Source organism: Actinoplanes sp. NPDC021490 (genome assembly GCF_055562135.1).
The window spans coordinates 339,369-364,260 of record NZ_JBVHFW010000001.1; the positions used below are offsets into that span (position 1 = coordinate 339,369).

A 24,892-nucleotide genomic window follows, 5' to 3' on the forward strand; every position below is an offset into this window, starting at 1 on the left:
ATGTTGGCGTCCCGTGTGCTCGAAGTGCTGGCCGACCTGGCTCCGGCCGGGAACGACCGCGAGCTGGACGTCAGCCGGGGCGGGCCGCTGGTCTGGCTGGACGACGCGGAACGGGTGGGCCGCACCAAACAGGCCAACCGGCTGGCCGCGATCGGGGCGCTGCACCGGGAGGAACGGCCGCTGCGACGCGGGTGGGGTTTCCTGGTCGGGCGCACCGAGATCGAGGGCAAGCCGCGGAAGATCCGGGTGCCGCTGCTCAGCCAGGCGGTCCAGCTCGAACGCGGCCTGCTCGGCTATCGGATCGTCCCGGCCGGCGACATCGAGATCACGTCGCTGATCGAGGATCGCACGCTCGCGGCCGCGCTGGAGGCGGCGCCGGGGCTGGCCGGGCCGGGCTGGCTGGAGGCGACCGGCAGCAAGGCGTGGCTGTGGTCGGCGGCCGAGGCGACCGGGCTGCCGGTGGACGCGCTGGCTACCGGGCGCCAGGCCCCCAACGACCGGATCGTGCTGGTGCCGGAGCCCGCGCTGTTCGTGGTGCGCGACGTCTTCGGGGCCGGGATGGCCGACAGCCTGCGCAGCTGGGCCGGCCGCGACCTCACGGGCACGGCGCTGGCCTCGCTTTACGACACGTGCGAAGAGCCCGCCGAGGACCGTACGGACGTGGTCTCGCCCTTGCCGTTGAGCGAGGCGCAGGCCGAAGTGGTGCGCCGGGCGCGCACGGCCCCGATCACCGTCGTCTCGGGGGCGCCGGGCAACGGCAAGAGCCACACCGTGGTCGCGGCCGCGCTCGAGGTCGTGCAGCGTGGCGGGTCGGTGCTGGTGGCCACCCAGTCGCCGCACGCGGCCGAGGTGCTGGCCAACCTGCTGGAACGGTATCCGGGGCCGGTTCCGGTGCTCTTCGGCGACGCGGCCCGCCGGGAGAGCCTGGCCGCCGAGCTCACCGCCGGCCTCGGTGACGGCGCGACCGATGGGGAGCTGCGGTCCGACGCCGAGGCGGTCCGGCGCGCGCTCGACGGCGTACGGCGAATGCGGTCCGAACTGAGGGCCGCGCTCGGAATCGAGGTGAAGGCGGCCGAGCTGCCGGAGTGGCAGCCGCTGCTTGCGGGGCTGACCGCCGACGTGCCCGGCGCCTTCCGGGACGGCGTCGACCTCGAACGCGTCGCCGCCCGGCTCGACCGCGGTGGCCTCGCCCGGTGGTGGACGCTGCGCCGGATGGGTGAGCCGTCCCGCGTACGGGATGCCCTGGCCGCGGCGGCCGCCCAGCGTGCCGCCGCCCACCTCGCCGCGACCGGCGGCACCGACCTGGAGGCGCGGTGGGCCGCCCTGCACGAGGCCGAGAACGTGCTGGCCCGCGCGGCCGGCGAGGCGATGCGCCGGGGTGCCCGCAGCGCGCGCCGCTGGGACCGGGCCGCCCGCCGGGGCGCCGCCGAACTGGCCGCGGCGCTGCGGGCGGGCCGCAACCGCCGTCGTGAGCTGCTGGCCAATCTCGAGGCCGGGCCGTTGGTACGCGCTCTCCCGCTCTGGATCGGCACGGTCGCCGACGTCGAGGATCTGCTGCCCGCGTCGCCCGGGCTGTTCGACCTGGTGGTGCTGGACGAGGCGTCCCATGTGGACCAGGTGCGCGCGGCGCCGGTGCTGGCCCGGGCCCGGCGTGCCCTGGTGGTGGGCGACCCGCGCCAGCTGCGGTTCGTCTCGTTCGTGAGCGACGTCGACGTGGCCGCCGTGCTCGCGAAGCACCAGGCCGACGAGCGTCTGGACGTACGCCGGGTCAGCGCCTACGACCTGGCGGCGGGCGCGGCCCCGGCGACCTGGCTGGCCGAGCATCACCGCAGCGTGCCGCACCTGATCGGGTTCCCGGCCCGGCGCTTCTACAACGACCGGCTCGACATCCTGACCCGTACGCCGTCGACCGAGCACGCCGACGCGATCGACGTGGTTCACGCGTCGGACGAGGTCGCGGCCGTGCTGGCCATGGTCGAGAAAGAGGCCGCGGCGGGCACGCGGGGCATCGGGGTGATCTCGCCGTTCCGCCCGCAGGCCGACGCCCTGGAGGCGGCACTGGTCGAGGCCTATCCGGTCGAGCGGATCGAGGAGCTGGGCCTGCGGGTGGGGACGGTGCACGCCTTCCAGGGCAGCGAGGCCGCGGTGGTGATCGTCTCGCTGGGCCTGGCCCCGGACGATCCGCCCGCGAGGCGCCGTTTCGTGGCCGACCCCAACCTGTTCAACGTGATGATCACCAGGGCGCGGCGCAAGCTCGTGCTGGTGACCGCCTTGGACAAGCCGGACGGCCTCCTCGGCGAGTTCTTCGCGTACGCCGAAGTGCCCGCCCGGCCCGCCGCCACCGCTTCGGACCTTCCAGAGGGCTGGGCGGCCGAGCTGGCCACCGAGCTGAACCGCCTGGACGTGAGGACCCGGCCCGCGTACGCCGTCGGCCGCTGGACGATCGACCTCTGCGCGGGCCCGCCCGAGAACCCGATCGGCGTCTTCTGCGCGCCCCACCCCGACGGTCCGGAGGCCCATCTCGCCCGCCGCCGGGCCCTGACCCAGGCGGGCTGGCGCCTGCAGGACGCCTTCGCGAGCCGCTGGAACGGCGACCCCCGCCGGGCCGCCCTCGAACTGGCGAACATCCTCTGACGGCTTACGGTTCGACGCCCTCCACGAGGTCGGCCACGACCGCGAAGTGGTCGGACGGATAGCGACCGTCGACCGGGTGGTCTCCGGCGACGAAGGCCCGCCGGGCGCTCAGTGACCCGCCCGGGCGGCCCGGGCGGGCCAAGATGTGGTCGATCCGGCGGTCGATCAGGTGGGTGACCTCGAGCGGGGCTTCGGGGACGGCCGAGCTGAGGGTCACCGCATCCGGGTCGCCGCCGGCCAGCGGCCACACGTCGGTCAGGGCGGTGAGCAACGGTGTCAGGCCGGGCTGGGTGACGTCGGCGTTCAGGTCGCCGATCACCAGGACGGGCAGGTCGCCGTCGAGGCGGGGGTCGGTGGCCAGTGCGGCCACCGCCGTGCTCTGGGCCAGCTGGTCGCGCGCGTATTCCGGCTCCCACTCGAGGCACGTGACGATCACGTGCAGCGGCCCGCGGGGGTGGTCGAGGGTGGCCAGCAGGGCCGTGGGTGGCGGCCCCGGGCGTACGGGATGGGGAAGGTCGTGGATCTCGGTCGCCAGCAACGGCCAGCGGCTGATCAGGCCGAGGCCGACCTCGATGCCGGCCTGTGAGGGCTCCTCGGGCGGGTCGGGGGCGGGCGGCAGCGAGGTCGGCGCCCAGGCCGAGGCGAAGCCGCCCAGGTGGTCGGCGAGCAGGCGGGGCTGACCGGGCCAGGTCTCGACGAGCCCGACGACGTCCGGTTGCAGGTCTCGCAGCACGGCGGCGATGGCCGGTTCGCGTTCGCGCCAGGCTCCGCCGAAGCGCCACCACACGTTCCATGTTGTCACGCGCATGAACTGACTCTACGAAGTGCTAAGCCGGCGCGCCCGGTGGCCGATTCAAGGGGCCGACCTTTTGACGAAGCCAAGCGAAGCGAACGAGGAGCCACGGATGGATCAGTACCTCGACACCGCGTCGACCGTGACGAGCGCACTTTTCGGGCCGGAATCGGGGATTCCCTGGTGGGCCTGGATGGTCGTGATCGTGGCGGTCTTCTGGAAGGTTGCCGTCCGGGAGCCGAAGAGCGCCAACGAGCGCGACAGCGCCATGCTCGGCGCGATGTTCGGTGACGACAAGAAGGGCAAGAAGAAGAAGTAGCCGGCGCCCGCGGAACGGGCGCCGGCCGTGCAGAGGTCAGGCCGTGTGCGGTGGGGGCTCGGCGGCGCCGGTCATGATGGCCACCGCCTCGCTCATCGAATGGGACTTCGGGCTGATGACCGTGGCCCGGCGGCCCAGCCGCTGGATGTGGATGCGGTCGGCAACCTCGAACACGTGCGGCATGTTGTGGCTGATCAGGATGACAGGCAGACCGCGGTCGCGTACGTCGCGGATCAGCTGGAGCACCCGGTTGCCCTCCTTGACGCCGAGCGCCGCGGTCGGCTCGTCGAGGATCACCACCTTGCTGCCGAACGCGGCCGACCGGGCCACCGCCACGGCCTGCCGCTGACCGCCGGAGAGCGACTCGACGGCCTGGCCGATGTTCTGCAGCGTGGCCACGCCCAGCTCGCTCATGTGCCGCTTGGCCTCCGAGCGCATGTGCCCGCGGTCGAGCATCCGGAACACCGAACCGAGCGGGCCGGGTTTGCGTTGCTCCCGGCCCAGGAACAGGTTGTCGGCGATGTCCAGGCCGGGCGCGACCGCGAGGGTCTGATACACGGTTTCGATGCCGGCCGAGCGCGCGTCCATGGGCGTACGGAATCGGACCGGCCGCCCGTCGAGGAAGATCTCGCCCTCGTCGGGGACGAGCGCGCCGGACAGGGCCTTGATCAGACTGGACTTGCCGGCGCCGTTGTCGCCGATGACCGCGAGGATCTCGCCGGGGTACAGCTCGAGATCGCTGCCGTTGATCGCGACGACCCGCCCGTACCGCTTGGTCAGGCCTTTCGCCTGCAGCACCGGGGTGCGGTCGGTGGTCGGCGGAGACTCGGGCGTGGCCTGGGGAACTGCGTGCCGGCCCTCGGAGGTCATGCCTTCACCTTCCTGATCCACTGGTCGAGGGAGACCGCGATCAGCACCAGCAGGCCGATGGCGAAGCCCTGCCAGACCACTTCCACGCCGCCCAGCTGCAGGCCGTTGCGGAACACGCCGACGATGAGCGCGCCGATCAGGGTGCCGATGACGCTGCCCCGGCCGCCGAAGAGGCTGGTGCCGCCGAGCACGACCGCGGTGATCGAGTCGAGGTTGTATTCGACACCCACGTTGGGGCTGGCCGAGGCGAGCCGGCCGATGAGGATCCAGCCGCCGACCGCGTAGAGCAGGCCGGCCACGGTGTAGACCGAGAACAGCACCCGGTTGGTCTGGATGCCGGCCAGCCGTGCGGCCTCGCTGTCGTCACCGGTGGCGTAGACATGTTTGCCCCACGCGGTATTGCCGAGCGCGTAGAAGAAGAACGCGAAGAGCAACAGCATGATGATCGACCCGTACGTGAGACGGAAGTTGCCGATCGGGATGGAGTCCCCGGTCCATGTCATCAGGCCGGGCATGTCGGTTCCCCGTACGGTCTCGCTGTTGCTCACCACCGAATTGAGCGAGAAGAAGATGGTCAGCGTGCCCAGCGTGACGATGAAGGGTGGCAGTTTTATCCGCGTCACCAGGAAGCCGTTGATCGCGCCCATCGCCGTGCCGCAGGCGAACCCGACCAGCAGCGCGATGACGCCGGGCATGCCGACCTTGGTGCAGAACTCGGCCATCAGAATCGACGAGAACACCGCGATCGCGCCCGCGGACAGGTCGATGCCCGCGGTCAGGATGATCAGCGTCTGCCCGAGGGCGAGCACGGCGATGACCGTGACCTGCTGAAGGACGAGTGAGAGGTTGGTCGCGGTCAGGAAGCGGCCGTTGACGATCGAGAACGCGATGATCGCCACGATGAGCACGGCCAGCGGCCCCAGTACGGGGTTGGAGTGCAACAGGTGCTGGATGCGCAGGCCGAGCGAGTCGTCCTTGCGCACGTCGAAGTCGGCGGGAGCGGTCGTGTCGGTGGCCATGTCAACCCCAGCAGTTCTGCTTGCCCCACGTGGAGTCCTTGGCCTCCACGCCGGCCTGCGGGTCGTCGGTGATCAGTTGGGTTCCGGTGTCGTAGAAGTCCTTGCCCGGCGTCGTCTCGGGCCGGGTGCCGTCCTTGGCGTACGCCGCGATGGCGTCGACGCCCAGCTGCGCCATCTTGAGCGGGAACTGCATCGAGGTGGCCCCGATGATCCCCTTGGACACGTTGTCGACCCCCGGGCAGCCGCCGTCGATCGAGACGATGACGGTGTCCTTCTCCTTGCCGGCCGCCTGCAGTGCCAGGTAGGCGCCGGCCGCCGCGGGCTCGTTGATCGTGTAGACCAGGTTGATCGACGAGTCCTTCTGCAGCAGGTTCTCCATCGCCGTACGCCCGCCGTCCTCGGCGCCGTCGGTGACGTCGTGGCCGGCGATGCGCGGGTCGTTCTCGTCGCCGATCCGGTCGGGGTCGCCCACGTCGATGCCGAAGCCGTCGAGGAAGCCCTGATCACGTTTGACGTCGACCGAGACCTGGTTGGCGTTGAGGTCGAGCATCGCGATCTTCGCGTCCTTGCCGTCCTTCTCGAACTTCGCCTTGGCCCACTGCCCGATCAGCTTGCCGGCCTGGTAGTTGTCGGTGGCGAAGGTGGCGTCGGCCGCGTTGGGCGGGTCGACGGGCGTGTCCAGCGCGATGACGAGCATGTCGAGCTCGTGCGCCTTGTCGATGGAGGGGACGATCGCCTTCGAGTCGTTCGGGGTGATCAGGAAGCCTTTGGCGCCGAACGACATCAGGTTCTCGATCGCCTGGACCTGGGCCTCGTTGTCGCCGTCCTGTTTGCCGGCGAAGCTCTGCAGTTCGACGCCCTGTTGCTGGGCCGCGCCCTGGGCGCCCTTTCTCATCTGGACGAAGAACGGGTTGGTGTCGGTCTTGGTGATCAGACCGACCACGTCCTCGCCGTTGCCCCGGTTGCAGGCGGCGGCCGTGCCGAGCACGAGGGTCACCACGCAGCCGGTCGCCAGCAGCCTTCCTGCTCGGGACATGGTGGGATCGCGCATGTCTCCTCCAAACCGATTTAGCTTCTTCTGCCGCCCATCCGACCGCCCCCACCGCCACCCGGGTCGGCTAAAGACTGTCGATATTCAAGACAACGTTGTCTCGCAGTAGACGCCCGGCCTGACCCCGTGTCAACAATGAGTTTCCAAGATGTTGCGGACAGTGATCAACATCGACGGAGGTGTATTTATGGCGGACCATCGGCCGACCATGAACGACGTGGCGCGCACCGCCGGGGTGAGCCTCAAAACGGTGTCCCGGGTGGTCAACGGCGAAACCACGGTCGCTCCCGACCTGGCCGCCCGGGTGCGCGCGGCGGTCGAATCGCTCGACTACCGCCCGCACCTCGGCGCGAGCATGCTGCGTCGCAACGACCGGCGCACCCGGACGATCGGTGTGCTGCTCGACGACGTCTCGCACCCGTTCTCGGCCGCGCTGCACCGGGCCGTCGAGGACCAGGCCCGCGCCCGCGGCATCCACGTGCTCACCGGCAGCCTCGACCGGGATCCCGTACGGGAGAAGGAGCTGGCCGCGGCCTTTGCCGAGCGCCAGACCGACGGGCTGATCCTGGCCCCGAGCGGAGCCGAGCTCGACCTCCCGGGCATGCCGGTCGTCTTCGTCGATCGCGCTCCCACGGGCGCCGCCGGTGACCTGGTGGTCTCGACCAACGTCTCAGGAGCGGCCGGGGCCGTACGCCATCTGATCGCCCGCGGCCACCGCCGGATCGGCTTCCTCGGCGGCAGCCGGCGGTTGTCCACCGCACGCGACCGGCACACCGGCTACCAGCGGGCGCTGGGCGCTCTCGCCGGCCCCGCGGTGCACGATCTGCACGATCCGACCGCCGCGTGCGCCGCCGCCGTAGCGATGCTGCGCGGCCCCCATCCGCCGACGGCCCTGTTCACCTCGCAGAGCGCGGTGACGATCGGAGCCGTACGGGCCTTGCGGCGTCTCGGCCGGCAGCATGAGGTGGCCCTGGTCGGCTTTGACGACTTCCCCCTGGCCGACCTGCTCGACCCGCCGGTCACCGTGGTCGCCCAGGACCCGTCCCGGATGGGCGAAACGGCGGCGCTGGCCCTCTTCGAACGCATCGACGGCTACGCCGGCCCGCCGCGCGAGATCCGCATCCCCACGACGCTGATCGTGCGCGGCTCAGGCGAGCTGTGACCCGCGCCGGAGCCGGGGATCAGGGCGCGGCGGGAGGGAGCAGCGCCCGGAGGGCGGCGGCCATCCACGCGCGATAGACGTCGGGCTGGTTGCCGAGCCGGCGTACCAGCAGGTCCCACTGGTGGACGGAGTTGAGCGTCCAGATCGTGTCGCGCATGCGGCGGATCTCGGCGGGATCGCTGACTCCCAGCCGGTCGGCCGCGAGCGAGGCGAGCCGCTCCGCGCCGGTCAGGCGCTGCTCGTCGAGCGTGGCGGCCAGCCGGGCGATCTCGGCGTCGGCGTCGGCGGCCGCGTAGGCGACCAGGGCGATCGGCGCCGCCCGCGCCGCCACCTCGGCGAACGCGTCGGCCAGCCGGTCGGCGAACTCGGCGAAGGTCGCCGCCTCGCGCACGCGACCCATCACGGGACGGGCGGCCAGCGGCACCGGCTCTTCGTCGCCGACGATCGCCGAGTCGACCGCGAGCTTGAGCAGGTTGACCTTCGACCGGAAGCCGGCGAAGACGGTCGGAGCCGAGACCCCGGCCTCGCGGGCGATCTGCGCGACGGACGTACGGGCGAAACCCTGCTCGACGAAGAGCCGGCGGGCGACCTCGAGCACGCGGGCCCGCAGGAGCTCGGCCTGGGCCTGCCGGCCGGACGAGTCGTATGGCCGACGCTCGCGAGACATTGACTTACCGTACCCGATATTCAATATAGAGAGAGTCAAGCGAAAAGGAGATCAGTGATGGTGTTGCAGTATCACGACATCGGCACCGGCCCCGCCATGCTGCTGATACATGGCGGCGCCGAGGACGCGGGCATGCTCGGGCCGCAGGCGAGTGCGCTGGCTGAGCGGGGTTTCCGGGTCATCTCGTACGACCGCCGGGGCACCGGGCGCAACCGCGACGCGGGCTGGGCGAGCGACCGTGGCGACCAGCACGCCGACGACGCCGCCGACCTGATCCGGCATCTGCGTCTGGCCCCGGTCACCGTGCTGGGCTTCAGTTCGGGCGGGGTGGTGGCGCTCGCGCTGGCGGCCCGGCATCCCGGACTGCTGCGCGAGGCGATCGCCTGGGAGCCGGCCGCGCTCGGCATGCTGCCCGGCGCCGACCAGATGCACGCCGCGATCATGGAACCCATCGAGGCCTACCTGGTCGAGCACCCGGACGACTGGGCCGCCGCCTGGCGGGTGGCGCTGACCGTGCTGTCGGAGGGCCACGCCGATCTCGCCTCGCCGGAGGTCCAAGCCTCCCTCGTCAACGCCGAGGCGGCGATCCGGGACGACGCCCGGCTGCTCACCCGGCGCGCGTTCGAGCCCGGCGACCTGCCGGCCGACCTGGTGACGATCGCCGTGAGCGAGGCGCCCGACCCGCTGCACCTGGAGATCGCCGAGCGCCTGGCCAAGCAGATCGGCCGGGAGCCCGTACGCGTCCCGGGCGCCTTCGATCATGAAGTCTACCGGCGCGAACCGCGGATTCTGGCCGGCTGGGCGACGCCCGTGGACTGCTGAGAACAGAAAGACGGCGCCGCGGGACGAGCCCGCGGCGCCGCTGCGTTCAGTGTGGACGGTTACGGGAAGTTGGTGACCGTGGACGGCACCACGTTGCTGGCCTGAGCCGGGGCGCCGATGTTGTTGACGACGTGGTCGATCGTGCCGCTGGCCAGGGAGATCGTGAAGATGTTGTGGAACTTCACGCCGCCGTGGGTCGGAGCCTGGAAACCGTTGGCCGAGTGCACGGCCGGGTTGTTCTGGAAGAAGGCGTAGCTGCCCATCGCCCACGCCTCGTGGGTCTGAACGCTGTCCGCCACCTTGTACGCCGGGTAGCCGAGCACCCCGTCGCTGCGCCACGCGGCGTTGGACGGCGGATCGTACGGCTGCTCGTTCTGCAGGAAGTAGGTGCGGCCGCCGTTGCCGTTCCAGAGCACCTCGGTCTTCTGGTAGTGCTCGACGAACAGCCCGTACGCCGTCACGTTGTTGCCGTTGACGATCAGGCCGCTGTCGGCCGTGTTGATCGTCCAGCCGTAGGTGCCGGCGTTGCCATGGTCGGCCCGCCATGCCCAGATGTGGTCGATGATGACGTTGTTGCTGTTGACCAGCAGGCTGTTGGTGGCCTTGCCGGCGATGTAGCCACCGATCCGGAAGAACACGTCCTGGACGGTGCTCGGGTTGGCGGCGTGGTTGGCCGAGGAACCGGACTGACCCATGACCAGCAGGTTGGGCGAGTTGGTGGTGCCCGCGTCGAAGAGCAGGCCGGCCACCTTGACGCCGTCCACATCGGCCACCTGCATCGCGGTGACGCCGTTGTCCGGGATGATCGTCGCGTAGCCGAGGCCGAGCACCACGGTGTTCGCCCGGTTCACGTTGATCGTCTGGTTGATGTGGTAGATGCCGGGCTGGAAGATCAGGTTCAGGCCCTGCGCGAGCGCCTGGTTGATCCGCGCGGCGGTGTCACCCGGCTTGGCCACGTAGAACTGGCTGAGCGGAATCGACGAGCCCGGGGTGTTGCCGTTGACCCAGGTCGCGCCGGAGGTGTTGGTGCGCAGGTTCGGCACGAAGACCGCGTAGTCGCTGCCGCTCTGGTAGAGGTACGGCTTCTCGCGGATCACCGGGGTCTGCCCGATGACCGTGTACGGCGGGTTCGGGTAGCTGGCCGCGGGAGCGCCCTGCACGCCGACGAAGGTCTGGTTCCACACCGCGTTGGTGTTCGAGCCGATCTGGCTGTCGCGGGTGAACCACTGCTGCTGCGAGTACTGACCCTCGCTGCCGCTGATCCGGGAGTCCGAGATGTAACCGCCGGACGCCCACCCGTACCCGTTGGGGGCGAGGTTGAGGTTGCCGTGGATGTCCATGCGGCGGAACGGGGCGGCCTGCGAGACGGCCCAGCGGTTGGTGCCGTTCACCGGGTAGACCGACACGTTCTCGGTGCTGCGCCAGAAGTTCTGGGTCGCGTTGCCCTGGAACCAGCCGGCGTCGACCGTGATGTCACCGTTGATCCGCACGTCCTGCGGGTTCTGCCCGAGGCCGACGATCGAGGTGTAGAAGCCGACCTGGATGTTCAGGTTGTTGTAGGTGCCCGGCCGGAACGCCAGCACGTAACGCCCGGTGCCGAACTGCGCGGTCTCCTGCTGCGCGAAGATCTGGTCGGCCCGCGCCTGGATGCTGGCGCTCGACATCGACGGGTCGAAAACGACCACGTTCGTGCCGAGGCTGCCGCCACCCGGGATCGGGTCTCCGGTCGGCGGTGGGGTGGTCGGCGGCGGCGTGGTCGGGGGTGTGGTCGTGGTGCCGCCGAAGACCTTGAACTCCCACAGCGAGTAGCCGTAGCCGGTGGTGCGCTGGGTGCCGTACATCCGCACGTACCGGCCGGTGCCGTTGACCGTCAGGTTCTGGTTGCCGCCGGTCGCCGTCGTGGTCGAGTAGACGTTGGTCCACGAGCTCGCGTTGTCCGAGACCTGGATCTGGAAGGCCTTGGCCGCGGCCGTCTCCCAGTTCAGCTCGACGCGGGTGATCTGCTGCGAGCTGCCCAGATCGACCTGCAGCCACTGCGGGTCGCTGAACGCCGACGCCCAGCGGGTGCCGGTATTGCCGTCGACGGCCTCGGACGCGGCGTAGGCGCCGGCCGCCTCGGTCGAGGACGCGGTGGCCGGTTTGCCCTGCGAGAGCAGGGTTTCCGCGGCACTCGCGCCGCCTGCGGTGGCCGCGGCGTAACCCGCGACGACGGTGGCGATCAGGCCGCTTACCGCGGCCAATCGCCAGGGGGAGCGTCTCCGCTCGGGTGCGGAGGAGACGGGGATGGTCATTGCTTCTCCTTGGGCGGGGATGCGCAAGGGGGACTCTTGCGCCCTAGGGAAGACCGGACTCTCCTCGGGGTGATTGGAGAGCGCTCCCCCGGAACCGACGCTAAGGACGCGTTCATCGGCTGTCCATAGATGAACACGGTTCCGGAACCTGGGCGGACTTGTGCCCGACATGAAGATCCGCCAAGCTCCTCTGCGCTTTCGGGCAAAGATCCAGGTCAACCCCGTACGCCGATTGCCCTTTCGTCCGCCCGGGGGTCCAATAACCGAGAGCTCGGAACCGGTTCCGGCGCGACCCGGTAAAACTCGCAGACCCACCAATTCGGACGATCTTGCTCCCGTACGGGCCGGAAAGCGCTTCCCCGGAATTTGTTTCCTAGGCTGTACGGGTGCGACTGGTACTCACGAGCGACACCCACCTGCCCAAGCGGGCACGCGACCTGCCGGCCCCGCTGTGGGCGGCGATCGACGCGGCCGACGTGGTGATCCACGCCGGTGACTGGGTCGACGAGGCCACGCTCGACCGGCTGGAGGCGCGCGCGTCCCGCCTGATCGCCTGCTACGGCAACAACGACGGTCCGGCCGTGCGGTCCCGCCTGCCCGAGATCGCGTACGCCGACCTGGACGGCCTGCGGCTGGCGGTGATCCACGAGACGGGCCAGTCCACCGGCCGCACCGAGCGATGCGCGACCCGCTTTCCCGACGTCGACCTGCTCGTCTTCGGCCACTCCCACATCCCCTGGGACACGACCGCGGCCTCGGGTCTGCGCCTGCTCAACCCCGGCTCACCCACCGACCGCCGACGCCAGCCGTTCTGCACCTACCAGACAGCCGAAATCCACGACGGCCACCTGACCGGCGTAACCCTGCACAACCTCCCGCCGCGCCCTTGACGTCGTGGACTTCGTCGAAGCCGCCGAGCCCTTCCGGCGCGAGCTGTTCGCCCACTGCTACCGCATGCTGGGCTCGGTCCAGGACGCCGAAGACATGGTCCAGGAGACCTACCTGCGGGCCTGGCGCTCCTACGACGGATTTCAAGGGCGTTCCTCCGTACGGACGTGGCTCTATCAGATAGCGACGAACAGATGCCTGACCGAGCTGGCCGGACAGAGGCGGCGAGTGCTGCCGTCCGGTCTCTCCGGCCCGCAGCAGGACCCGGACGCCGAGCTGGAAGAGGCCGGCCGTGACGTCACCTGGCTGGAACCCGTGCCGGACGCGCTGGTCCTAGGCGACTCGGCCGATCCCGCGGCCGTGGTGGCGGCGCGGGCCGGGGTGCGCCTGGCCTTCGTGGCCAGCCTGCAGTTCCTGCCGCCCCGGCAGCGTGCGGTGCTGATCCTGCGCGATGTGCTGGCCTTCCGCGCCGCCGAGGTCGCCGGCCTTCTCGGCACCACGACCGCCTCGGTCAAGAGCGCGCTGCAGCGGGCCCGGGCGCGGCTCGAGGAACTGGCCCTGGCCGACACGCAGATCCTCGAGCCGACCTCGCCGCGGGCCCGCGAACTGCTCGACCAATACATCGAGGCGTTCCAGAACGCCGACGCCGCCGCCTTGGAGCAGCTCCTGGTGCAGGACGCCGTCCTGGAGGCGACGCCGCTGCGCACCTGGTTCGCCGGCCGCTCCGTCTGCCTGCCCTTCCTGCGCGACCACCTCCTGGGTTCACCCGGGGACTGGCGCATGTCGGCCACGCGCGCCAACGGGCAGCCGGCCGCCCTGGTCCACCTCCGTGACCCGCAGGGCCTCCATCGGCCGTACGGCATCTGCGTCCTCACGGTCACCGACGCAGGCATCCGCCGGATCTCCTCCTTCGGCGACCCGGCCCTGATCTCCGCGTACGCCTGATCGATTCCTTTTCCCGGAGCGCCGGGTCTTCCTGGTTGAGGGGCAGGCAGCCCACCAACGTCGACCCGAGGAACTCACCATGCGCGCTCTGGAGCAGACGTCTTGGAACGGCCCGCAGGATCTACGCCTGATCACCGACGCACCCGTGCCGGACCCCGGCCCGGGCGAGGTTCAGTTGCGGGTGACCGCGGCCGGGGTCAACTTCGTCGACATCTCCCAAGCCCGCGGCACCTTCGCCGGAGGCCCGCAGCCGCCGTACCTGGCCGGCATCGAAGCCGCCGGTGAGATCACCGCCGTCGGCGAGGGCGTGACCGGACTCGAGCCCGGAACCCACGTCATCGGAGCCGGCATCGGCGGCGGCGCCTTCGCCGAACACATGGTGCTGCCCGCGGCCACGGCCGTACGGGTGCCCGCGGGCTGGACCGACCAGCAGGCGCTGGGCCTGGTCGTGAGCTGGCCGACCGCCCTGGCCGCGCTGAAGCCGCTGGGCAACCTGGTCGCGGGTCAGACCGTGCTCATCCACGCGGCGGCCGGCGCCACCGGGCAGGCCGCGGTCACCATGGCCAAGCACTACGGCGCGACCGTGATCGCGGCCGCCGCACCGGCCAAACACGAGCTGGTGCGGGCCCTCGGCGCCGACCACGTCATCGACTCCCGCGCCGGCGACATCGCCCGCGAGGTCCTGCGTTTGACCGCAGGCGTGGGCGCCGATCTGGTGCTGGAGTCGGTCGGCGGCCCCACCCTCGAAGCCAGCCTGGCCGCGACCCGGCGAGTCACCGGCCGGGTCGTCGTCTACGGCCTGGCGGGCGGGAAAGCCGCGGCCACCAACTGGGACCTGGTCTACAAACACCAGGTCCACCTCATCGGCCTCAACATCGGCATCCTGGCCCGTTCCGCGCCGCACTTGTTCGGCGGCGTCATGCAGGAAATGTTCGGCCTGCTGGCGGCCGGAGTGCTCCGCCCGGGCCGCCCTACTACCTATCCGCTCGCCGACGGCTCGCAGGCCCTGACCGACCTGGAAGCCCGCAGAACGGTCGGCAAGCTGGCCCTGCTGCCATAGGCCGTCTCACGCTCGCTGTCGGGCTCCGGCATACGCGGCTCGAGCAGCGAGCACGCCGAAGACCGGCGCGCCGACGACACCGAGCAACTGGACCGCCTGCCCAACCATCTCGGTGCCACCGGCATCAGCAAGGCGGCCCGCCTTCCATCCGTCCCCGGCGGCCTTCCACGTACGCGAGGTGACGTACCGCCAAAGCGTGAAGACAGGCGCGGCCCCGTCGGTCTGGCTGGGCCGACGGGGCCGGAAGGTCGCGCTGCTCGGTTGGGGGTCAGGCGCCCCAGCCGGCCTGGGTTCCGCCTACCCGTTCGGCGATGATTTTCTCGTCGTAGCCGCTGGCGCGGTAGGCCGCGATCGGGTTCGGGTCGAGGCCCGCGTCGGCTCGGACCTCGGCCAGCAAGGGGCGTACGTCGGTGTTGTAGGCGTCCATGAAGACCGCGTTCGCCTCCAGGACGTCGCCCTCGAGCTGGGCCTTCTTCAGGGCCTCGCGGTCGACCAGCAAGGCCTTCGCGGTGGCCTCCTGGACGTTCATGACCGAGCGGATGATGGCCGGAATTTTGCGCTCGATGTTGTGGCACTGGTCGAGCATGAAAGCGATCCCGTAAGCCGGATCCAGGGCGCCGCCGCGGACGATCTCGTACATGATGCGGAACAGCTGGAACGGGTCGGCGGCGCCGACCATCAGGTCGTCGTCGGCGTAGAAGCGGCTGTTGAAGTCGAAGGCGCCCAGCTTCTTCTGGCGGAGCAGGAACGCGACGATGAACTCGATGTTCGTGCTGGGGGCATGGTGGCCGGTGTCGATGCAGACCGTGGCCCGTTCGCCCAGTTCCAGGCAGTGCGCGTACGACGTTCCCCAGTCGGGCACGTCGGTGGCGTAGAAGGCCGGCTCGAACAGCTTGTATTCGAGCAGCATGCGCTGGTCGCCGGTCAGCCGGTCGTACGCCTCCCGCAGCGCCGCGGCCAGCCTGTCCTGGCGGTCGCGCAGGTCGTCCTGGCCGGGGTAATTGATGCCGTCGGAGAACCACAGCTTGAGGTCCCGCGAACCGGTCTGGCCCATGATGTCGATCGCCTCGAGCAGGTGATCGGTGGCCTTGCGCCGGATGCGGGCGTCGGGGTTGGTGACCGAGCCCAGCTTGTAGTCGTCGTCCTGGAAGACATTCGTGTTGATCGCGCCGATTTCCACACCCAGGTCCCGGGCGTACGCGGTCAGGGCCGCATAGTCGTCCACCTTGTCCCACGGGATGTGCAGCGCCACCACGGGGGCGACGCCGGTGAACCGGTGCACCGTGGCCGCGTCGGCGATCTTCTCCTCGGGGTTGCGCGGCACCCCCGGCTGGGTGAAGACCTTGAAGCGGGTTCCCGAGTTGGCGTAGGCCCACGACGGGGTCTCGATGCGCTGTGCCGTCAGGGCGCGCTTGACGGCGGCGAGGTCGGTCATGGGGTCTCCAAAGAATCCTCGGAAAGGTGGAACACCTCGGTGAGCAACGGGAACCTCTTGTCGTTGGGCCCGCCACCGGCGAAGAATTCCGCCATTTCCGACTGCCACCTGGTGTTGACGTCCAGCGCCGCCATTGCCGCCTGGGACGCCTCGAGATCGTCCGCCTCGACGTAGCCGATCAGCAGGCCGTCGGTGCGGAGAAAAAGGGAGTAGTTGCGCCAGCCGGTGGCCCGGAGTGCGTCCTGCATCTCGGGCCACACGGCCTGGTGCCGCTCCACGTACTCCGCCATCCGCTCGGGGCGGACCTGAAGGGAGAAGCAATAGCGCATTTTCTCGTACGACCTTCTAGAAGTTGAACTGGTCGATGTTTCCCTTGGTGAATTCGGTCGGCGGGCCGAGCACGATCTCGCCGTCCGCGCCGATCGTGTATTCGCCGAGCTTGCCCGCCTTGAACTTCTCGCCCTCGGCCCCGGTGATCTGGCCGGAGGCCATGGCCGCCCCGGCGAACGCGGCCAGGTAGCCGATGTCGGCCGGGTTCCAGAGCGCGAACTTGGCGACGGTGCCGTCCTTGACGTACTCGCGCATCTGGTTGGGCAGGCCCAGCCCGGTCACCGCGACCTTGCCCTTGTAGCTCGACGAGGAGATGTAGCGCGCCGCCGCCGCGATGCCGACCGTGGTCGGGGCCACGATGACCTTCAGGTTCGGGTACGACTGCAGCAGGCCCTGAGCCTCCTGGAAGCTCTTCTGGTCGTCGTCGTTGCCGTACGCGACCTTGACCAGCTTCAGCTTGGCGTAGTCGGGCTTCTCCAGTTCCTTCTTCATGACCTCGATCCACGAGTTCTGGTTCGTGGCGTTCGGGGTGGCGGAGAGAACGGCGATCTCACCGCCGTTGCTGCCGGCCTGCTCCAGCGCCATCTTGGCCAGGGACTCGCCGATGCCCTGGGTGGTGGCCTGGTTGATGAACGCGTCGCGGCAGTCCTTGGAGGCGTCCGAGTCGAACGTGATGACCTTGATCTTGGCGGCGCGGGCCTGGTTGAGCGACGGGCAGACCGCGTTCGGGTCGTTGGCCGCCACCACGATGACGTCCTGCTGCTGCTGGATCAGCGTGTTGATGTACGACACCTGCGACGAGGCCGACGCGTCGTTCGGGCCGACCAGCTTGTACTCGCCCTTGAGCTCGCCCACGGCCACCTTGCCGCCGCCGGTCTCGACGTCCGAGTACGGGTTGTTCAGCTGCTTCGGCAGGAAGGCGATCTTCAGGCCCTCCTTGGTCGCCGCGTTCGGATCGGCGGCCGCGCTGGCCTGCGTACCGGAACCGCTGTTGGTGTTGTCGTCTTTGGTGGTGCCGCCGCAGGCGGTGAGTCCAGCGACAAGCAGTGCGGCGGAAGTAACGGACAGTAGTGTCCGGGGGGAGCGAAGCACTGTGTACTCCATTCACTCTTCAGGGCTATCGGGAGGCGGCTTGCCGCAGCCTGCGGCGATGCCAGTTACCGCGTACGGCGGTGGTGACGTTGGGAAGCAGGACGGAGAGCACGAGCAGCGAGCCCGTGACGATGTTGAGCGCCTGCCCGGAGACGTCCTCCAGGCGCAGCGCGTTCTGCAGCGCGGTCAGCAGCACGACACCGGCGAGAACGCCCGGCAGGCTGCCCTTGCCGCCGAAGATCGAGACACCGCCCAGCAGGACGGCCGCGACCACGGCGAGTTCGAGACCCGAGCCGTTGTCGGCCCGGGCGCTGGAGTAGCGCAAGGTCCACAGCACGCCGACCAGGCCGGCGACCGCTCCGCTCACGACATAGAGCCAGAATTTCGTACGGGCCACGCGGATGCCGGAGAAATGGGCGGCCTGCGCGTTGGCGCCGATGGCGTAGAGCGAGCGGCCGAACGGGGTGGCGTGCTGGACGACTCCGAAGATCAGAGCGAGGACCACGATCAGGATCAGGACGTTCGGTACGGCCCCGCCGCCCAGGGTTCCAGTGACCCAGCCCGTGTAGTTCCAGGGGAAGTCGGCCACCGCGCCGTCGCCGAGGACGACGAACGCGAGACCGCGGTAGAGGGCCAGCGTGCCGATCGTCACCGCCAGCGAGGGCAGGCCCAGGCCGGTGATCAGGAAGCCGTTGAGCACGCCGCAGATCGCGCCGATGACCACGCACAGTGGGATGATCGTCTCGATCGAGAGGCCCTGGTTCCACAGCCAGCCCATCATCGAGCTGGTCAGGCCGAGCGTGCTGGCCACCGACAGGTCGATCTCGCCGGTCACGATGATCATCGTCATGGGCAGCGCGATCAGGATGATCGGCAGCAGGTCGAGCACCATGAACGTGAAGTTCCGGCTGGTGCCGAAGTTGTCCACAGTGAACGACGCGATGATCAGCACGAGCACGGTGAGCACCAGGATGATGCTGTCCCAGCTCGTGAATCTGCTGCGGAGGGCGGACCGGCTGTCAGACATGCGCGTCCCTCCTGCGCAGCGAGCGGGCGATCCGGACCGCGACCAGGCGGTCGGCGCAGATGGCCAGGATGATCAGCGCGCCGACGATGGCCTGCTGCCAGAACTGGTTGATGTCGAGCACCGCCAGGGCGCTGCCGATCACGGTGAGCAGCAGGGCGCCGAGGGCCGCGCCCCACACCGAGCCGCTGCCGCCGAACACGGCCACGCCGCCGACCACGACCGCGGCCACGACGTTGAGCTCCATGCCGTTGCCCGCTGCGGCGTCGACCGTGCCGAACCGGGCCGCGTACAGCACCCCGGCCAGGCCGGCCAGCGCGCCGCTGAGCACGAACGCGCCGAGCAGGTTGCGGGCGACCTTGATGCCGGCCAGCTCGGCCGCGGCGGGGCTCGACCCCATCGCGTACAGCTCCCGGCCGACCCGGTAGTTGCGCATCATCAGCGAGCCGGCGCCCACCACGATCAGCGCGATCAGTACCAGCCAGGGGATGCCCAGCAGGTTGTCGTTGGCGAACGTCAGGAAGTGGCGGGGCAGCTCGTCTGCGTTGACCTGCGAGCCGCCGGCCCACGAGTACGTGATGCCGCGATAGATGTAGAGCGTGCCCAGGGTGACCACGAGCGCGGGCACCTTGCCATAGCGGACCAGCACGCCGTTGACCAGGCCGGCCACCGCGCCCACGGCCAGACCGGCCAGGATCGCGACGATCATCGGCAGGCCCGGGTTGTCGCTCATCATCGTGGCCACGGTGAACGCGCTGATCCCGAGCACCGAGCCGACGCTGAGGTCGATGTTCCGGGTGATCACCACGATGGCCTGGCCGGTGGCCATGACCGCGAGGATCGCCGTGTTGAGCAGGTTGTCGCGGATGCTCTGACCGGACAGGAACCGGGGGTTTTCGATCGCCGTGTACGCCACCAGCAGCGCCAGGGCGAGCACGATGCCCAGCTCACGGGTCTTGAACAGATTCTTGGCGGGGCTGCCGAGGGCAGCGGGAACGGCGGTCACGCCGCGACCTCCTGTCCCATGGCCGCATACATGACGGACTCCTCGGTGGCCTCGGCCCGGGACAGCGACGCGGCGACCCGGCCCTCGCGCAGCACCACGATCCGGTCGGCCATGCCCAGCACCTCGGGCAGCTCCGACGAGACCATGACAACCGCGAGACCGTCGGCCGCCAGCGACGACATCAGCCGGTGCACCTCGGCCTTGGTGCCGACGTCGATGCCCCGGGTCGGCTCGTCGACGATCAGCAGCTTGGGCGCGGTGGCCAGCCACTTGGCCAGCACGACCTTCTGCTGGTTGCCGCCCGAGAGCGTGCCCACCGCGTCGGAGAGCCGGCCGAGCTTGGTCTGCAGCTTGCCTGTCCACGTCTCGGCCGCCGCGCGTTCGCTGCCGCCGAACAGCAGACCCAGCCGGGCCAGCTTGCGGGCCCGCGGCAGGGTCACGTTGCGCTCGATCGACAGCTCCATGACCAGGCCCTGCTGGCGACGGTCCTCGGGCACGAGCGCCATGCCGGCCGCCATCGCAGCGCGCGGATCGTTCTTCTTCAGGCGCCGGCCGTGCATTTTGACGACCCCGCTGTCGTACGGGTCGACACCGAACACGGCCTGCATGACCTCGGAGCGGCCCGCGCCGACCAGCCCGGCCAGAGCAACGATCTCTCCGGCCCGTACGGAGAAGGAAATGTCTTTGAAAAGGCCCTCGCGGGACAGGCCCTCGACCTCGAGCACGACCTCGCCCGGCTCGACGTCCTGCTTGGGAAAGAGCGCGCTCAGGTCCCGCCCCACCATGCGCCGGATCATGTCGTCGACGCTGAGGTCGGCCACCATCTCGGTGGCGACGTGCTTGCCGTCCCGCATGATCGTGACCCGCTGGCACAGCGCGGTGATCTCTTCGAACCGGTGCGAGATGAACATGATCGCCGCGCCCTCGTCACGCAGCGACCGCACGACCGCGAACAGCCGCTCCACCTCGACGGCGGACAGCGCCGCGGTCGGCTCATCCATGATCAGAACCCGCGCCTCGGCCGACAGCGCCTTGGCGATCTCGACCAGCTGCTGATCGGCGATCGACAGGCCGCGGGCCGGCCGGGTCGGGTCGAGCGGCACACCCAGCCGGCGGAACAGCCGCTCGGCGTTGACGTGCATCTCCCGGCGGTCGATCTGCCGCAGCCTGGTCAGCGGCTGGTTGCCCATCGCGATGTTCTCGGCCACCGACAGGTCGGGAAAGAGCGTCGGCTCCTGATAGATGACGGCGATGCCGGCCGCCTTGGCGTCGGCTGGTCCGCCGAAGTCCACATCGACCCCGTCGACCCGCAGCGTGCCGGTGTCCGGGCGGTGGACCCCGGCCAGCATCTTCACGATGGTCGACTTACCGGCCCCGTTCTCGCCGACCAGCGCGTGCGCCTCACCGGGGTAGAGCGGGAAGCTGACCTCCTGCACGGCGGCGACGGCCCCGAACGACTTCGAAACCTGCCAAACCGCGAGCCGCGGGGGCCGATCTCCCGGAGTGCCACGGTCCGGCGGCGGGGGCGGGTCCTGCCGCTCACGCTGGTCCTGCTGACCACCGTCCGGTTGCGCCGGAGCCGGCGGATCCTGTTTCCCGCGCGGGTGTTGTCCGGGGTCCTCTTGCTGCGCGCCCTGATTCTCCTGCTCGGGCTGGTCCTGCCGCGTGGCCCGACTTTGTTGCTCGGCCTGGTTTTGTTGTCCAGGCTGGCCTTCTTGTCCGGGCAGCCTTTGCTGCGCTGGTGGGTCCTGTTGCCCGGGCAAGCTCTGCTGCGCACTCTGGTCTTGCTCTGAGTGTTGGTCTTGTTCTCCGCGCTGGTCCTGCTGTGCGCGGTGGTCTTGCCGCCCGCGCTGGTCGTTCGGTGGGGGTGGGTTCTGCGGTTCGCGTTGGTCCAGTTGCGCGGATGGCCTGTGTCCGGGCTGATCCTCTTCCGCGGCCTGGATCTGCTGCGCGGATCGTTCCTGTTCCGCGGCCGGGTTCTGCTGCGCGGATGGTTCCCCTTGCGCGGCCGGGTTCTGCTGCGCGGGTGGTTTCCCTTGCGCGGCCGGGTTCTGCTGCGCGGATGGTTCCTCTTGCGCGCGCTGGTCGTCCTGCGCCGGGCGGTCGTTTCGCGGGGCAGGGTCCTTCCGCGCGGGACGGTCTTCGGGCCGGGCGTTTGCCTCCGCCACGGTCCACCTCCACGTCGCTTGTGGGAACGTACTTTGAAATGTTTCAATCACGGTTGAAATGTTTCAGCGGTGCTGAAGACGAACGTAGGTGTCGCCAATCACACCTGTCAAGCGCTGGAAAGAAACGTTGCGGAAACACGGCCGTCGCGCTGACGTCGATTGCCGTAAGATGCGCCTTCAACGTTTCAATGACAGCGGGCGCCGTCCGTATCGCCTGTTCAGGAGGTCGTGGTGCTGAACGGCAGGACGCCGTCCGTCAAGGATGTGGCCGCGGCCGCCGGCGTCTCGCTGGGCACCGTCTCCAACGTGATGAACCGGCCCGAGGTGGTGAGCGCGCGCACCCGCGAACGGGTCGAGCGGGCCATGGCCGAGCTGGGTTTCGTGCGCAACGAGTCGGCCCGCCAGCTGCGCGCCGGCACGAGCCGCACCCTGGCGTACGTGATGCTCGACGGCACCAACCCGTTCTTCCACGACGTGGCCCAAGGCATCGAGAACGCCGCCGAGGACGCCGACCTGTCGCTGTTCATCTGCAACAGCAACAGCCGCTCGGCGCGCGAGGAGGTGCACCTCGACCGGCTGCTCCAGCAGCGGGTGCAGGGCATCCTGATCACGCCGGTCGACCCGGCCGCGCCGCATCTCGACGAGCTCTCCCGGCGCGGGGTCCCGCTCGTGATCGTCGACCGGGTTCGCAACGCCGACAGCTGCTGCTCGGTCTCGGTCGACGACGTGCTGGGCGGTCGCATCGCGGTCGAGCATCTGGCCGAGCAGGGCCACACCCGCGTCGCCTTCGTCGGCGGGCCCGAGTCGCTGGGCCAGGTTCGCGAGCGATTGCAGGGCGCGCGCGAGATCTGGGAGTCGCTCGGTCACGACCCCGACGACCTGATTTACCTGCCGACCGAGGCGCTCACCGTGGCCGAGGGCCGATCGGCGGGGGAGCGGCTGGCCGGTCTGCCCGTCCGGCGCCGCCCGACGGCCGCCTTCTGCGCCAACGACCTGCTGGCGCTGGGCCTGCTCCAACAGAGCATCGGCGCCGGCCTGCGCGTGCCCGAAGACCTGGCCATCGTCGGTTTCGACGACATCGAGTTCGCCGCGGCGGCCGCGGTGCCGCTGACCTCCGTACGGCAACCCCGTCAGGAACTCGGCCGTGCGGCGGCCCATTTGGTGCTCGAAGAAGCGACCGACCCGGACCATCGCCACCAGCAACTGCAGTTCACGCCGGAGCTGGTCGCCCGCGCTTCGACGGTGAGCCGGGGCCGAACTCTCTGAAGCCGTGCCTCAGATGGTGAGCCGTCCCCGCACGCTTTCAGCCGAAGTACCCGGAGGACTCGACCGTCTGGATGCGCAGCAGGCCGGCCAGTCGGGCGGTGACCGGGCGGGCCTCCAGGTGCAGCCGGGCGATGTTCAGGCCGCTGTCGCCGATCACGGCCAGCAGGGCGAGTTCCCCCACGGCGTAAACAGCGAGATAGCCCCCCTGGTTGCGGATCGTCACCTCCTGGAACGTGCCCTGGCTGAGGGCGGCCCCGCAGGTGCGGCTGATGCCGTGTGCGCCCGCGGCCAGGGCGGCGATGTCGTGGGGTTCGGGGCCGCTGACGGTGTCGTGCAGGATCAGCAGGCCGTCGACGCCGGCGATGACGCAGCCGCGCACCCCGGTGACCTGGTGCCGCAGGGCGGCGAGCTCGGCACGGACTGCCTGGAACGGGTCGGAGGGTTGCACGTCTTTCTCCAGGGGGGTGGGGGGCCTGCGGGAGGGGTGAAGAGTGCTACAGGGCGCGGAGCGCGACCAGGACACGGTCGAGAACCTCGTCGTCCGTGACGTAGGGGCGGCCCAGCAGGCTGAGCAGGTCGGAAGTGTCGGTCTCGGGCGGGTCGAGACGGTGCCGCCGGGGGAGCAGTCCCTCGGCAGTGTCGCGAAGGTCGACTGTGCCGCCGCCGAGGTCTCGTGGGAGTTCCAGGTCGACAGAGGTGCCGTACGCGGAGGCGGGAGCGAGCGCCGGCGGGGAGACGGCCACCGGGCCGAGTTCCCGCGCGTACGCCGACAGCATCGAACCGAACTCGCGCCGGGCCATGGCCAGGTTGGCCTCGGTCCGGCGCAGGGCCAGGTGGGCGACGAGCGGCGCCTGCGTGCCCACCACTCGTACGACGTGGAACGCGTCGACGCTGGTGAGCAGGATGTCGCTGAGCTCGTCGCCGCCGTTTCCGTCGAGCAGCACAAGACCGGCCGCCGCCGCGGCGAGCGTGACGGCGGCGGCGGATTCCTGCTCGGTCGGCGCTGTCTCACCCGCCCACCACAGCACCCTGGGACCCTCGGGGTCCAGCAGAGACACCGCGTGGGCGCCGGGGATGCCCAGCGCCTCCGTCAGCGGCGGCACGATCATCAGTGGAGGCCGGCGTCCAGCTGCTTCATGACGAGGCGGGACTGCGTCAGCACCATGCCGGTGTTGGCGGTCTTGCGGCAGACCACGACCGCGGCGAGTTCCTGGTTGGTGCTGCGCAGGAACACGTGCACGTGCGACTCGCTCTGCGCCATGAATTCCTGGAAGTAGTGGCGGTCGTCGAGCACGCCGTAGCGGGCCTTGAAGATGTCCTCGATCATGACGACGTTGCGCCCCTGGAACAGGTCGAACGTGGCCGCGGCGAGCAGGTCGAGCACCTCGCCCGGGTGCTCGTCGAGGGTGTCCGCGGCGAGCAGCATGCCGGTGGACATGTCGACCAGGCCGGCGCCGATGCACTCGGGAACCTGGGCGCGGAACTGCTTGACGGCGTCGCCGATCAGCTGGGTCGTGCTGCGGATGCCGAGGCCGGTCTCGTCGACGGCCGTCATACGTCGAGCTCCGATTCGATCTTGCGCAGCTGGTGCCGGGCCAGGCCCAGGTTGGCGCGGTTCTTGTTCAGCGCCAGGTAGAGGAAGAACGCCTCGTTGCCGCGGCCCTGGAGCAGACGGATCAGGTGGTACTGGGTGTCGAGGGTGATCAGGATGTCCTCGATCGTGTCGGCCAGGCCCAGCATCTCGAGCGTGCGGACCTTGGCCCGGATCACGTCGGTGTTGCCGGCGGCGGCGATGTTCATGTCCATGTTGAGGCCGCCGCCCATGACGCCCAGCGTGAGACCGCTGGTGTAGTCGACGAGCGCAACGCCGATCGCGCCCTCGATCGTCATGGCTTCCTTCAGGGAAGTCTCGATGTTCGCCACTTGCTCCTCCTCCTCGCGCCGTCACTGTCGGTCACGAGCTCGGACCCGTGCGGGTTGTCGGGCCAACAGTGGCACGTCATATGGGGGTCCAGCAGTGATGAAGGACCAATTGGCCCAGGTCAGACCG

25 protein-coding genes are annotated in these 24,892 nt (G+C 69.9%); 9 read left to right on the forward strand and 16 right to left on the reverse strand.

The annotated features are described in order from the left end of the window. Positions 1 to 2,634 (forward strand): DEAD/DEAH box helicase, encoded by a 2,634-nt coding sequence (locus tag ACZ3I4_RS01570; protein WP_465379892.1) that lies wholly within the window; start codon positions 1 to 3, stop codon positions 2,632 to 2,634. Positions 2,635 to 2,638: 4 nt separating this feature from the next. On the opposite strand, the gene ACZ3I4_RS01575 is transcribed toward ACZ3I4_RS01570, so the two are convergent. Then, positions 2,639 to 3,442: an endonuclease/exonuclease/phosphatase family protein gene (locus ACZ3I4_RS01575; protein WP_465379893.1), complete on the reverse strand. Its 804-nt coding sequence runs from the start codon at positions 3,440 to 3,442 to the stop codon at positions 2,639 to 2,641. A gap of 97 nt (positions 3,443 to 3,539) precedes the next feature. On the opposite strand from ACZ3I4_RS01575, the gene ACZ3I4_RS01580 reads away from it, so the two are divergent. Beyond that, the gene (locus ACZ3I4_RS01580) at positions 3,540 to 3,746 is read left to right on the forward strand and encodes a hypothetical protein (RefSeq protein ID WP_465379894.1); all 207 of its coding nucleotides are present in this window, start codon (positions 3,540 to 3,542) and stop codon (positions 3,744 to 3,746) included. Positions 3,747 to 3,782: 36 nt separating this feature from the next. On the opposite strand, the gene ACZ3I4_RS01585 is transcribed toward ACZ3I4_RS01580, so the two are convergent. From ACZ3I4_RS01585 to ACZ3I4_RS01595, 3 genes are read right to left on the reverse strand one after another with little or no spacing between them, the layout of a single operon-like run. Then, a complete protein-coding gene (locus ACZ3I4_RS01585) occupies positions 3,783 to 4,616 on the reverse strand; it encodes an ATP-binding cassette domain-containing protein (RefSeq protein WP_465379895.1) in 834 nt (277 codons plus the stop codon). Beyond that, complete coding sequence (locus tag ACZ3I4_RS01590; RefSeq protein ID WP_465379896.1) at positions 4,613 to 5,635, reverse strand: ABC transporter permease; 1,023 nt, start codon at positions 5,633 to 5,635, stop codon at positions 4,613 to 4,615. The genes ACZ3I4_RS01585 and ACZ3I4_RS01590 overlap by 4 nt, the downstream gene beginning before the upstream one ends. A gap of 1 nt (position 5,636) precedes the next feature. Further along, positions 5,637 to 6,686, reverse strand: coding sequence for a substrate-binding domain-containing protein (locus tag ACZ3I4_RS01595; RefSeq protein ID WP_465379897.1), 1,050 nt, complete (start codon positions 6,684 to 6,686; stop codon positions 5,637 to 5,639). Positions 6,687 to 6,873: 187 nt separating this feature from the next. Here ACZ3I4_RS01595 and ACZ3I4_RS01600 point away from each other — a divergent pair, with 187 nt between their 5' ends. Next, positions 6,874 to 7,848 carry a LacI family DNA-binding transcriptional regulator gene (locus ACZ3I4_RS01600; protein WP_465379898.1) on the forward strand — a complete coding sequence of 325 codons (975 nt, stop codon included), beginning with the start codon at positions 6,874 to 6,876 and terminating at the stop codon, positions 7,846 to 7,848. Between the two features lie 19 nt (positions 7,849 to 7,867). Here the strand turns inward: ACZ3I4_RS01600 and ACZ3I4_RS01605 are convergent, their stop codons facing one another. After that, the gene (locus ACZ3I4_RS01605; RefSeq protein ID WP_465379899.1) at positions 7,868 to 8,515 is read right to left on the reverse strand and encodes a TetR/AcrR family transcriptional regulator; all 648 of its coding nucleotides are present in this window, start codon (positions 8,513 to 8,515) and stop codon (positions 7,868 to 7,870) included. Between the two features lie 57 nt (positions 8,516 to 8,572). On the opposite strand from ACZ3I4_RS01605, the gene ACZ3I4_RS01610 reads away from it, so the two are divergent. Beyond that, positions 8,573 to 9,337, forward strand: a complete 765-nt coding sequence (locus ACZ3I4_RS01610; RefSeq protein WP_465379900.1) for an alpha/beta fold hydrolase — start codon at positions 8,573 to 8,575, stop codon at positions 9,335 to 9,337. A 59-nt stretch (positions 9,338 to 9,396) separates the two neighbouring features. Here the strand turns inward: ACZ3I4_RS01610 and ACZ3I4_RS01615 are convergent, their stop codons facing one another. Beyond that, positions 9,397 to 11,628, reverse strand: a complete 2,232-nt coding sequence (locus ACZ3I4_RS01615) for a galactose-binding domain-containing protein (protein ID WP_465379901.1) — start codon at positions 11,626 to 11,628, stop codon at positions 9,397 to 9,399. A gap of 386 nt (positions 11,629 to 12,014) precedes the next feature. Between ACZ3I4_RS01615 and ACZ3I4_RS01620 the strand changes: the two genes are divergently transcribed. From ACZ3I4_RS01620 to ACZ3I4_RS01630, 3 genes are all read left to right on the forward strand, one after another. Next, complete coding sequence (locus ACZ3I4_RS01620; protein ID WP_465379902.1) at positions 12,015 to 12,518, forward strand: metallophosphoesterase family protein; 504 nt, start codon at positions 12,015 to 12,017, stop codon at positions 12,516 to 12,518. Positions 12,519 to 12,522: 4 nt separating this feature from the next. Next, a complete protein-coding gene (locus tag ACZ3I4_RS01625) occupies positions 12,523 to 13,461 on the forward strand; it encodes an RNA polymerase subunit sigma-70 (RefSeq protein ID WP_465379903.1) in 939 nt (312 codons plus the stop codon). Positions 13,462 to 13,540: 79 nt separating this feature from the next. Beyond that, the gene (locus ACZ3I4_RS01630) at positions 13,541 to 14,521 is read left to right on the forward strand and encodes a zinc-binding dehydrogenase (RefSeq protein ID WP_465379904.1); all 981 of its coding nucleotides are present in this window, start codon (positions 13,541 to 13,543) and stop codon (positions 14,519 to 14,521) included. A gap of 268 nt (positions 14,522 to 14,789) precedes the next feature. On the opposite strand, the gene rhaI is transcribed toward ACZ3I4_RS01630, so the two are convergent. Genes rhaI through ACZ3I4_RS01660 form a run of 6 tightly spaced genes read right to left on the reverse strand, consistent with a single transcriptional unit; the run spans position 14,790 to position 20,844 of the window. Next, entirely contained in the window at positions 14,790 to 15,956 is a 1,167-nt protein-coding gene (gene rhaI, locus ACZ3I4_RS01635) for an L-rhamnose isomerase (protein WP_465379905.1), read from the reverse strand. Then, entirely contained in the window at positions 15,953 to 16,285 is a 333-nt protein-coding gene (locus tag ACZ3I4_RS01640; RefSeq protein ID WP_465379906.1) for an L-rhamnose mutarotase, read from the reverse strand. The genes rhaI and ACZ3I4_RS01640 overlap by 4 nt, the downstream gene beginning before the upstream one ends. A gap of 16 nt (positions 16,286 to 16,301) precedes the next feature. After that, positions 16,302 to 17,378, reverse strand: a complete 1,077-nt coding sequence (gene rhaS, locus ACZ3I4_RS01645) for a rhamnose ABC transporter substrate-binding protein (protein ID WP_465379907.1) — start codon at positions 17,376 to 17,378, stop codon at positions 16,302 to 16,304. 25 nt (positions 17,379 to 17,403) lie between these two features. Continuing rightward, positions 17,404 to 18,405 carry an ABC transporter permease gene (locus ACZ3I4_RS01650; RefSeq protein WP_465379908.1) on the reverse strand — a complete coding sequence of 334 codons (1,002 nt, stop codon included), beginning with the start codon at positions 18,403 to 18,405 and terminating at the stop codon, positions 17,404 to 17,406. After that, positions 18,398 to 19,408, reverse strand: a complete 1,011-nt coding sequence (locus ACZ3I4_RS01655) for an ABC transporter permease (RefSeq protein WP_465379909.1) — start codon at positions 19,406 to 19,408, stop codon at positions 18,398 to 18,400. The genes ACZ3I4_RS01650 and ACZ3I4_RS01655 overlap by 8 nt, the downstream gene beginning before the upstream one ends. Continuing rightward, positions 19,405 to 20,844 (reverse strand): sugar ABC transporter ATP-binding protein, encoded by a 1,440-nt coding sequence (locus ACZ3I4_RS01660; RefSeq protein ID WP_465379910.1) that lies wholly within the window; start codon positions 20,842 to 20,844, stop codon positions 19,405 to 19,407. The genes ACZ3I4_RS01655 and ACZ3I4_RS01660 overlap by 4 nt, the downstream gene beginning before the upstream one ends. Here ACZ3I4_RS01660 and ACZ3I4_RS01665 point away from each other — a divergent pair. Together ACZ3I4_RS01665 and ACZ3I4_RS01670 are read left to right on the forward strand one after the other, a co-directional pair. After that, positions 20,803 to 21,201, forward strand: coding sequence for a hypothetical protein (locus ACZ3I4_RS01665; RefSeq protein WP_465379911.1), 399 nt, complete (start codon positions 20,803 to 20,805; stop codon positions 21,199 to 21,201). The genes ACZ3I4_RS01660 and ACZ3I4_RS01665 overlap by 42 nt on opposite strands. 606 nt (positions 21,202 to 21,807) lie before the next feature. Continuing rightward, complete coding sequence (locus tag ACZ3I4_RS01670; RefSeq protein ID WP_465379912.1) at positions 21,808 to 22,842, forward strand: LacI family DNA-binding transcriptional regulator; 1,035 nt, start codon at positions 21,808 to 21,810, stop codon at positions 22,840 to 22,842. Between the two features lie 37 nt (positions 22,843 to 22,879). On the opposite strand, the gene ACZ3I4_RS01675 is transcribed toward ACZ3I4_RS01670, so the two are convergent. From ACZ3I4_RS01675 to ACZ3I4_RS01690, 4 genes are read right to left on the reverse strand one after another with little or no spacing between them, the layout of a single operon-like run. Beyond that, positions 22,880 to 23,290: a roadblock/LC7 domain-containing protein gene (locus ACZ3I4_RS01675; protein WP_465379913.1), complete on the reverse strand. Its 411-nt coding sequence runs from the start codon at positions 23,288 to 23,290 to the stop codon at positions 22,880 to 22,882. Positions 23,291 to 23,336: 46 nt separating this feature from the next. Next, the gene (locus ACZ3I4_RS01680; RefSeq protein ID WP_465379914.1) at positions 23,337 to 23,945 is read right to left on the reverse strand and encodes a hypothetical protein; all 609 of its coding nucleotides are present in this window, start codon (positions 23,943 to 23,945) and stop codon (positions 23,337 to 23,339) included. A 5-nt stretch (positions 23,946 to 23,950) separates the two neighbouring features. Next, complete coding sequence (locus ACZ3I4_RS01685) at positions 23,951 to 24,397, reverse strand: hypothetical protein (protein WP_465379915.1); 447 nt, start codon at positions 24,395 to 24,397, stop codon at positions 23,951 to 23,953. Further along, a complete protein-coding gene (locus ACZ3I4_RS01690; RefSeq protein WP_465379916.1) occupies positions 24,394 to 24,765 on the reverse strand; it encodes a hypothetical protein in 372 nt (123 codons plus the stop codon). The genes ACZ3I4_RS01685 and ACZ3I4_RS01690 overlap by 4 nt, the downstream gene beginning before the upstream one ends. Positions 24,766 to 24,892 lie beyond the last annotated feature (127 nt).

Bases quoted from the DNA above. Each gene is read 5' to 3' on its own strand.
- ACZ3I4_RS01570 (WP_465379892.1), top strand. From the start codon at position 1: ATGTTGGCGTCCCGTGTGCTCGAAGTGCTGGCCGACCTGGCTCCGGCC.
- ACZ3I4_RS01575 (WP_465379893.1), bottom strand. From the start codon at position 3,442: ATGCGCGTGACAACATGGAACGTGTGGTGGCGCTTCGGCGGAGCCTGG.
- ACZ3I4_RS01580 (WP_465379894.1), top strand. From the start codon at position 3,540: ATGGATCAGTACCTCGACACCGCGTCGACCGTGACGAGCGCACTTTTC.
- ACZ3I4_RS01585 (WP_465379895.1), bottom strand. From the start codon at position 4,616: ATGACCTCCGAGGGCCGGCACGCAGTTCCCCAGGCCACGCCCGAGTCT.
- ACZ3I4_RS01590 (WP_465379896.1), bottom strand. From the start codon at position 5,635: ATGGCCACCGACACGACCGCTCCCGCCGACTTCGACGTGCGCAAGGAC.
- ACZ3I4_RS01595 (WP_465379897.1), bottom strand. From the start codon at position 6,686: ATGCGCGATCCCACCATGTCCCGAGCAGGAAGGCTGCTGGCGACCGGC.
- ACZ3I4_RS01600 (WP_465379898.1), top strand. From the start codon at position 6,874: ATGGCGGACCATCGGCCGACCATGAACGACGTGGCGCGCACCGCCGGG.
- ACZ3I4_RS01605 (WP_465379899.1), bottom strand. From the start codon at position 8,515: ATGTCTCGCGAGCGTCGGCCATACGACTCGTCCGGCCGGCAGGCCCAG.
- ACZ3I4_RS01610 (WP_465379900.1), top strand. From the start codon at position 8,573: ATGGTGTTGCAGTATCACGACATCGGCACCGGCCCCGCCATGCTGCTG.
- ACZ3I4_RS01615 (WP_465379901.1), bottom strand. From the start codon at position 11,628: ATGACCATCCCCGTCTCCTCCGCACCCGAGCGGAGACGCTCCCCCTGG.
- ACZ3I4_RS01630 (WP_465379904.1), top strand. From the start codon at position 13,541: ATGCGCGCTCTGGAGCAGACGTCTTGGAACGGCCCGCAGGATCTACGC.
- rhaI (WP_465379905.1), bottom strand. From the start codon at position 15,956: ATGACCGACCTCGCCGCCGTCAAGCGCGCCCTGACGGCACAGCGCATC.
- ACZ3I4_RS01640 (WP_465379906.1), bottom strand. From the start codon at position 16,285: ATGCGCTATTGCTTCTCCCTTCAGGTCCGCCCCGAGCGGATGGCGGAG.
- ACZ3I4_RS01650 (WP_465379908.1), bottom strand. From the start codon at position 18,405: ATGTCTGACAGCCGGTCCGCCCTCCGCAGCAGATTCACGAGCTGGGAC.
- ACZ3I4_RS01685 (WP_465379915.1), bottom strand. From the start codon at position 24,397: ATGACGGCCGTCGACGAGACCGGCCTCGGCATCCGCAGCACGACCCAG.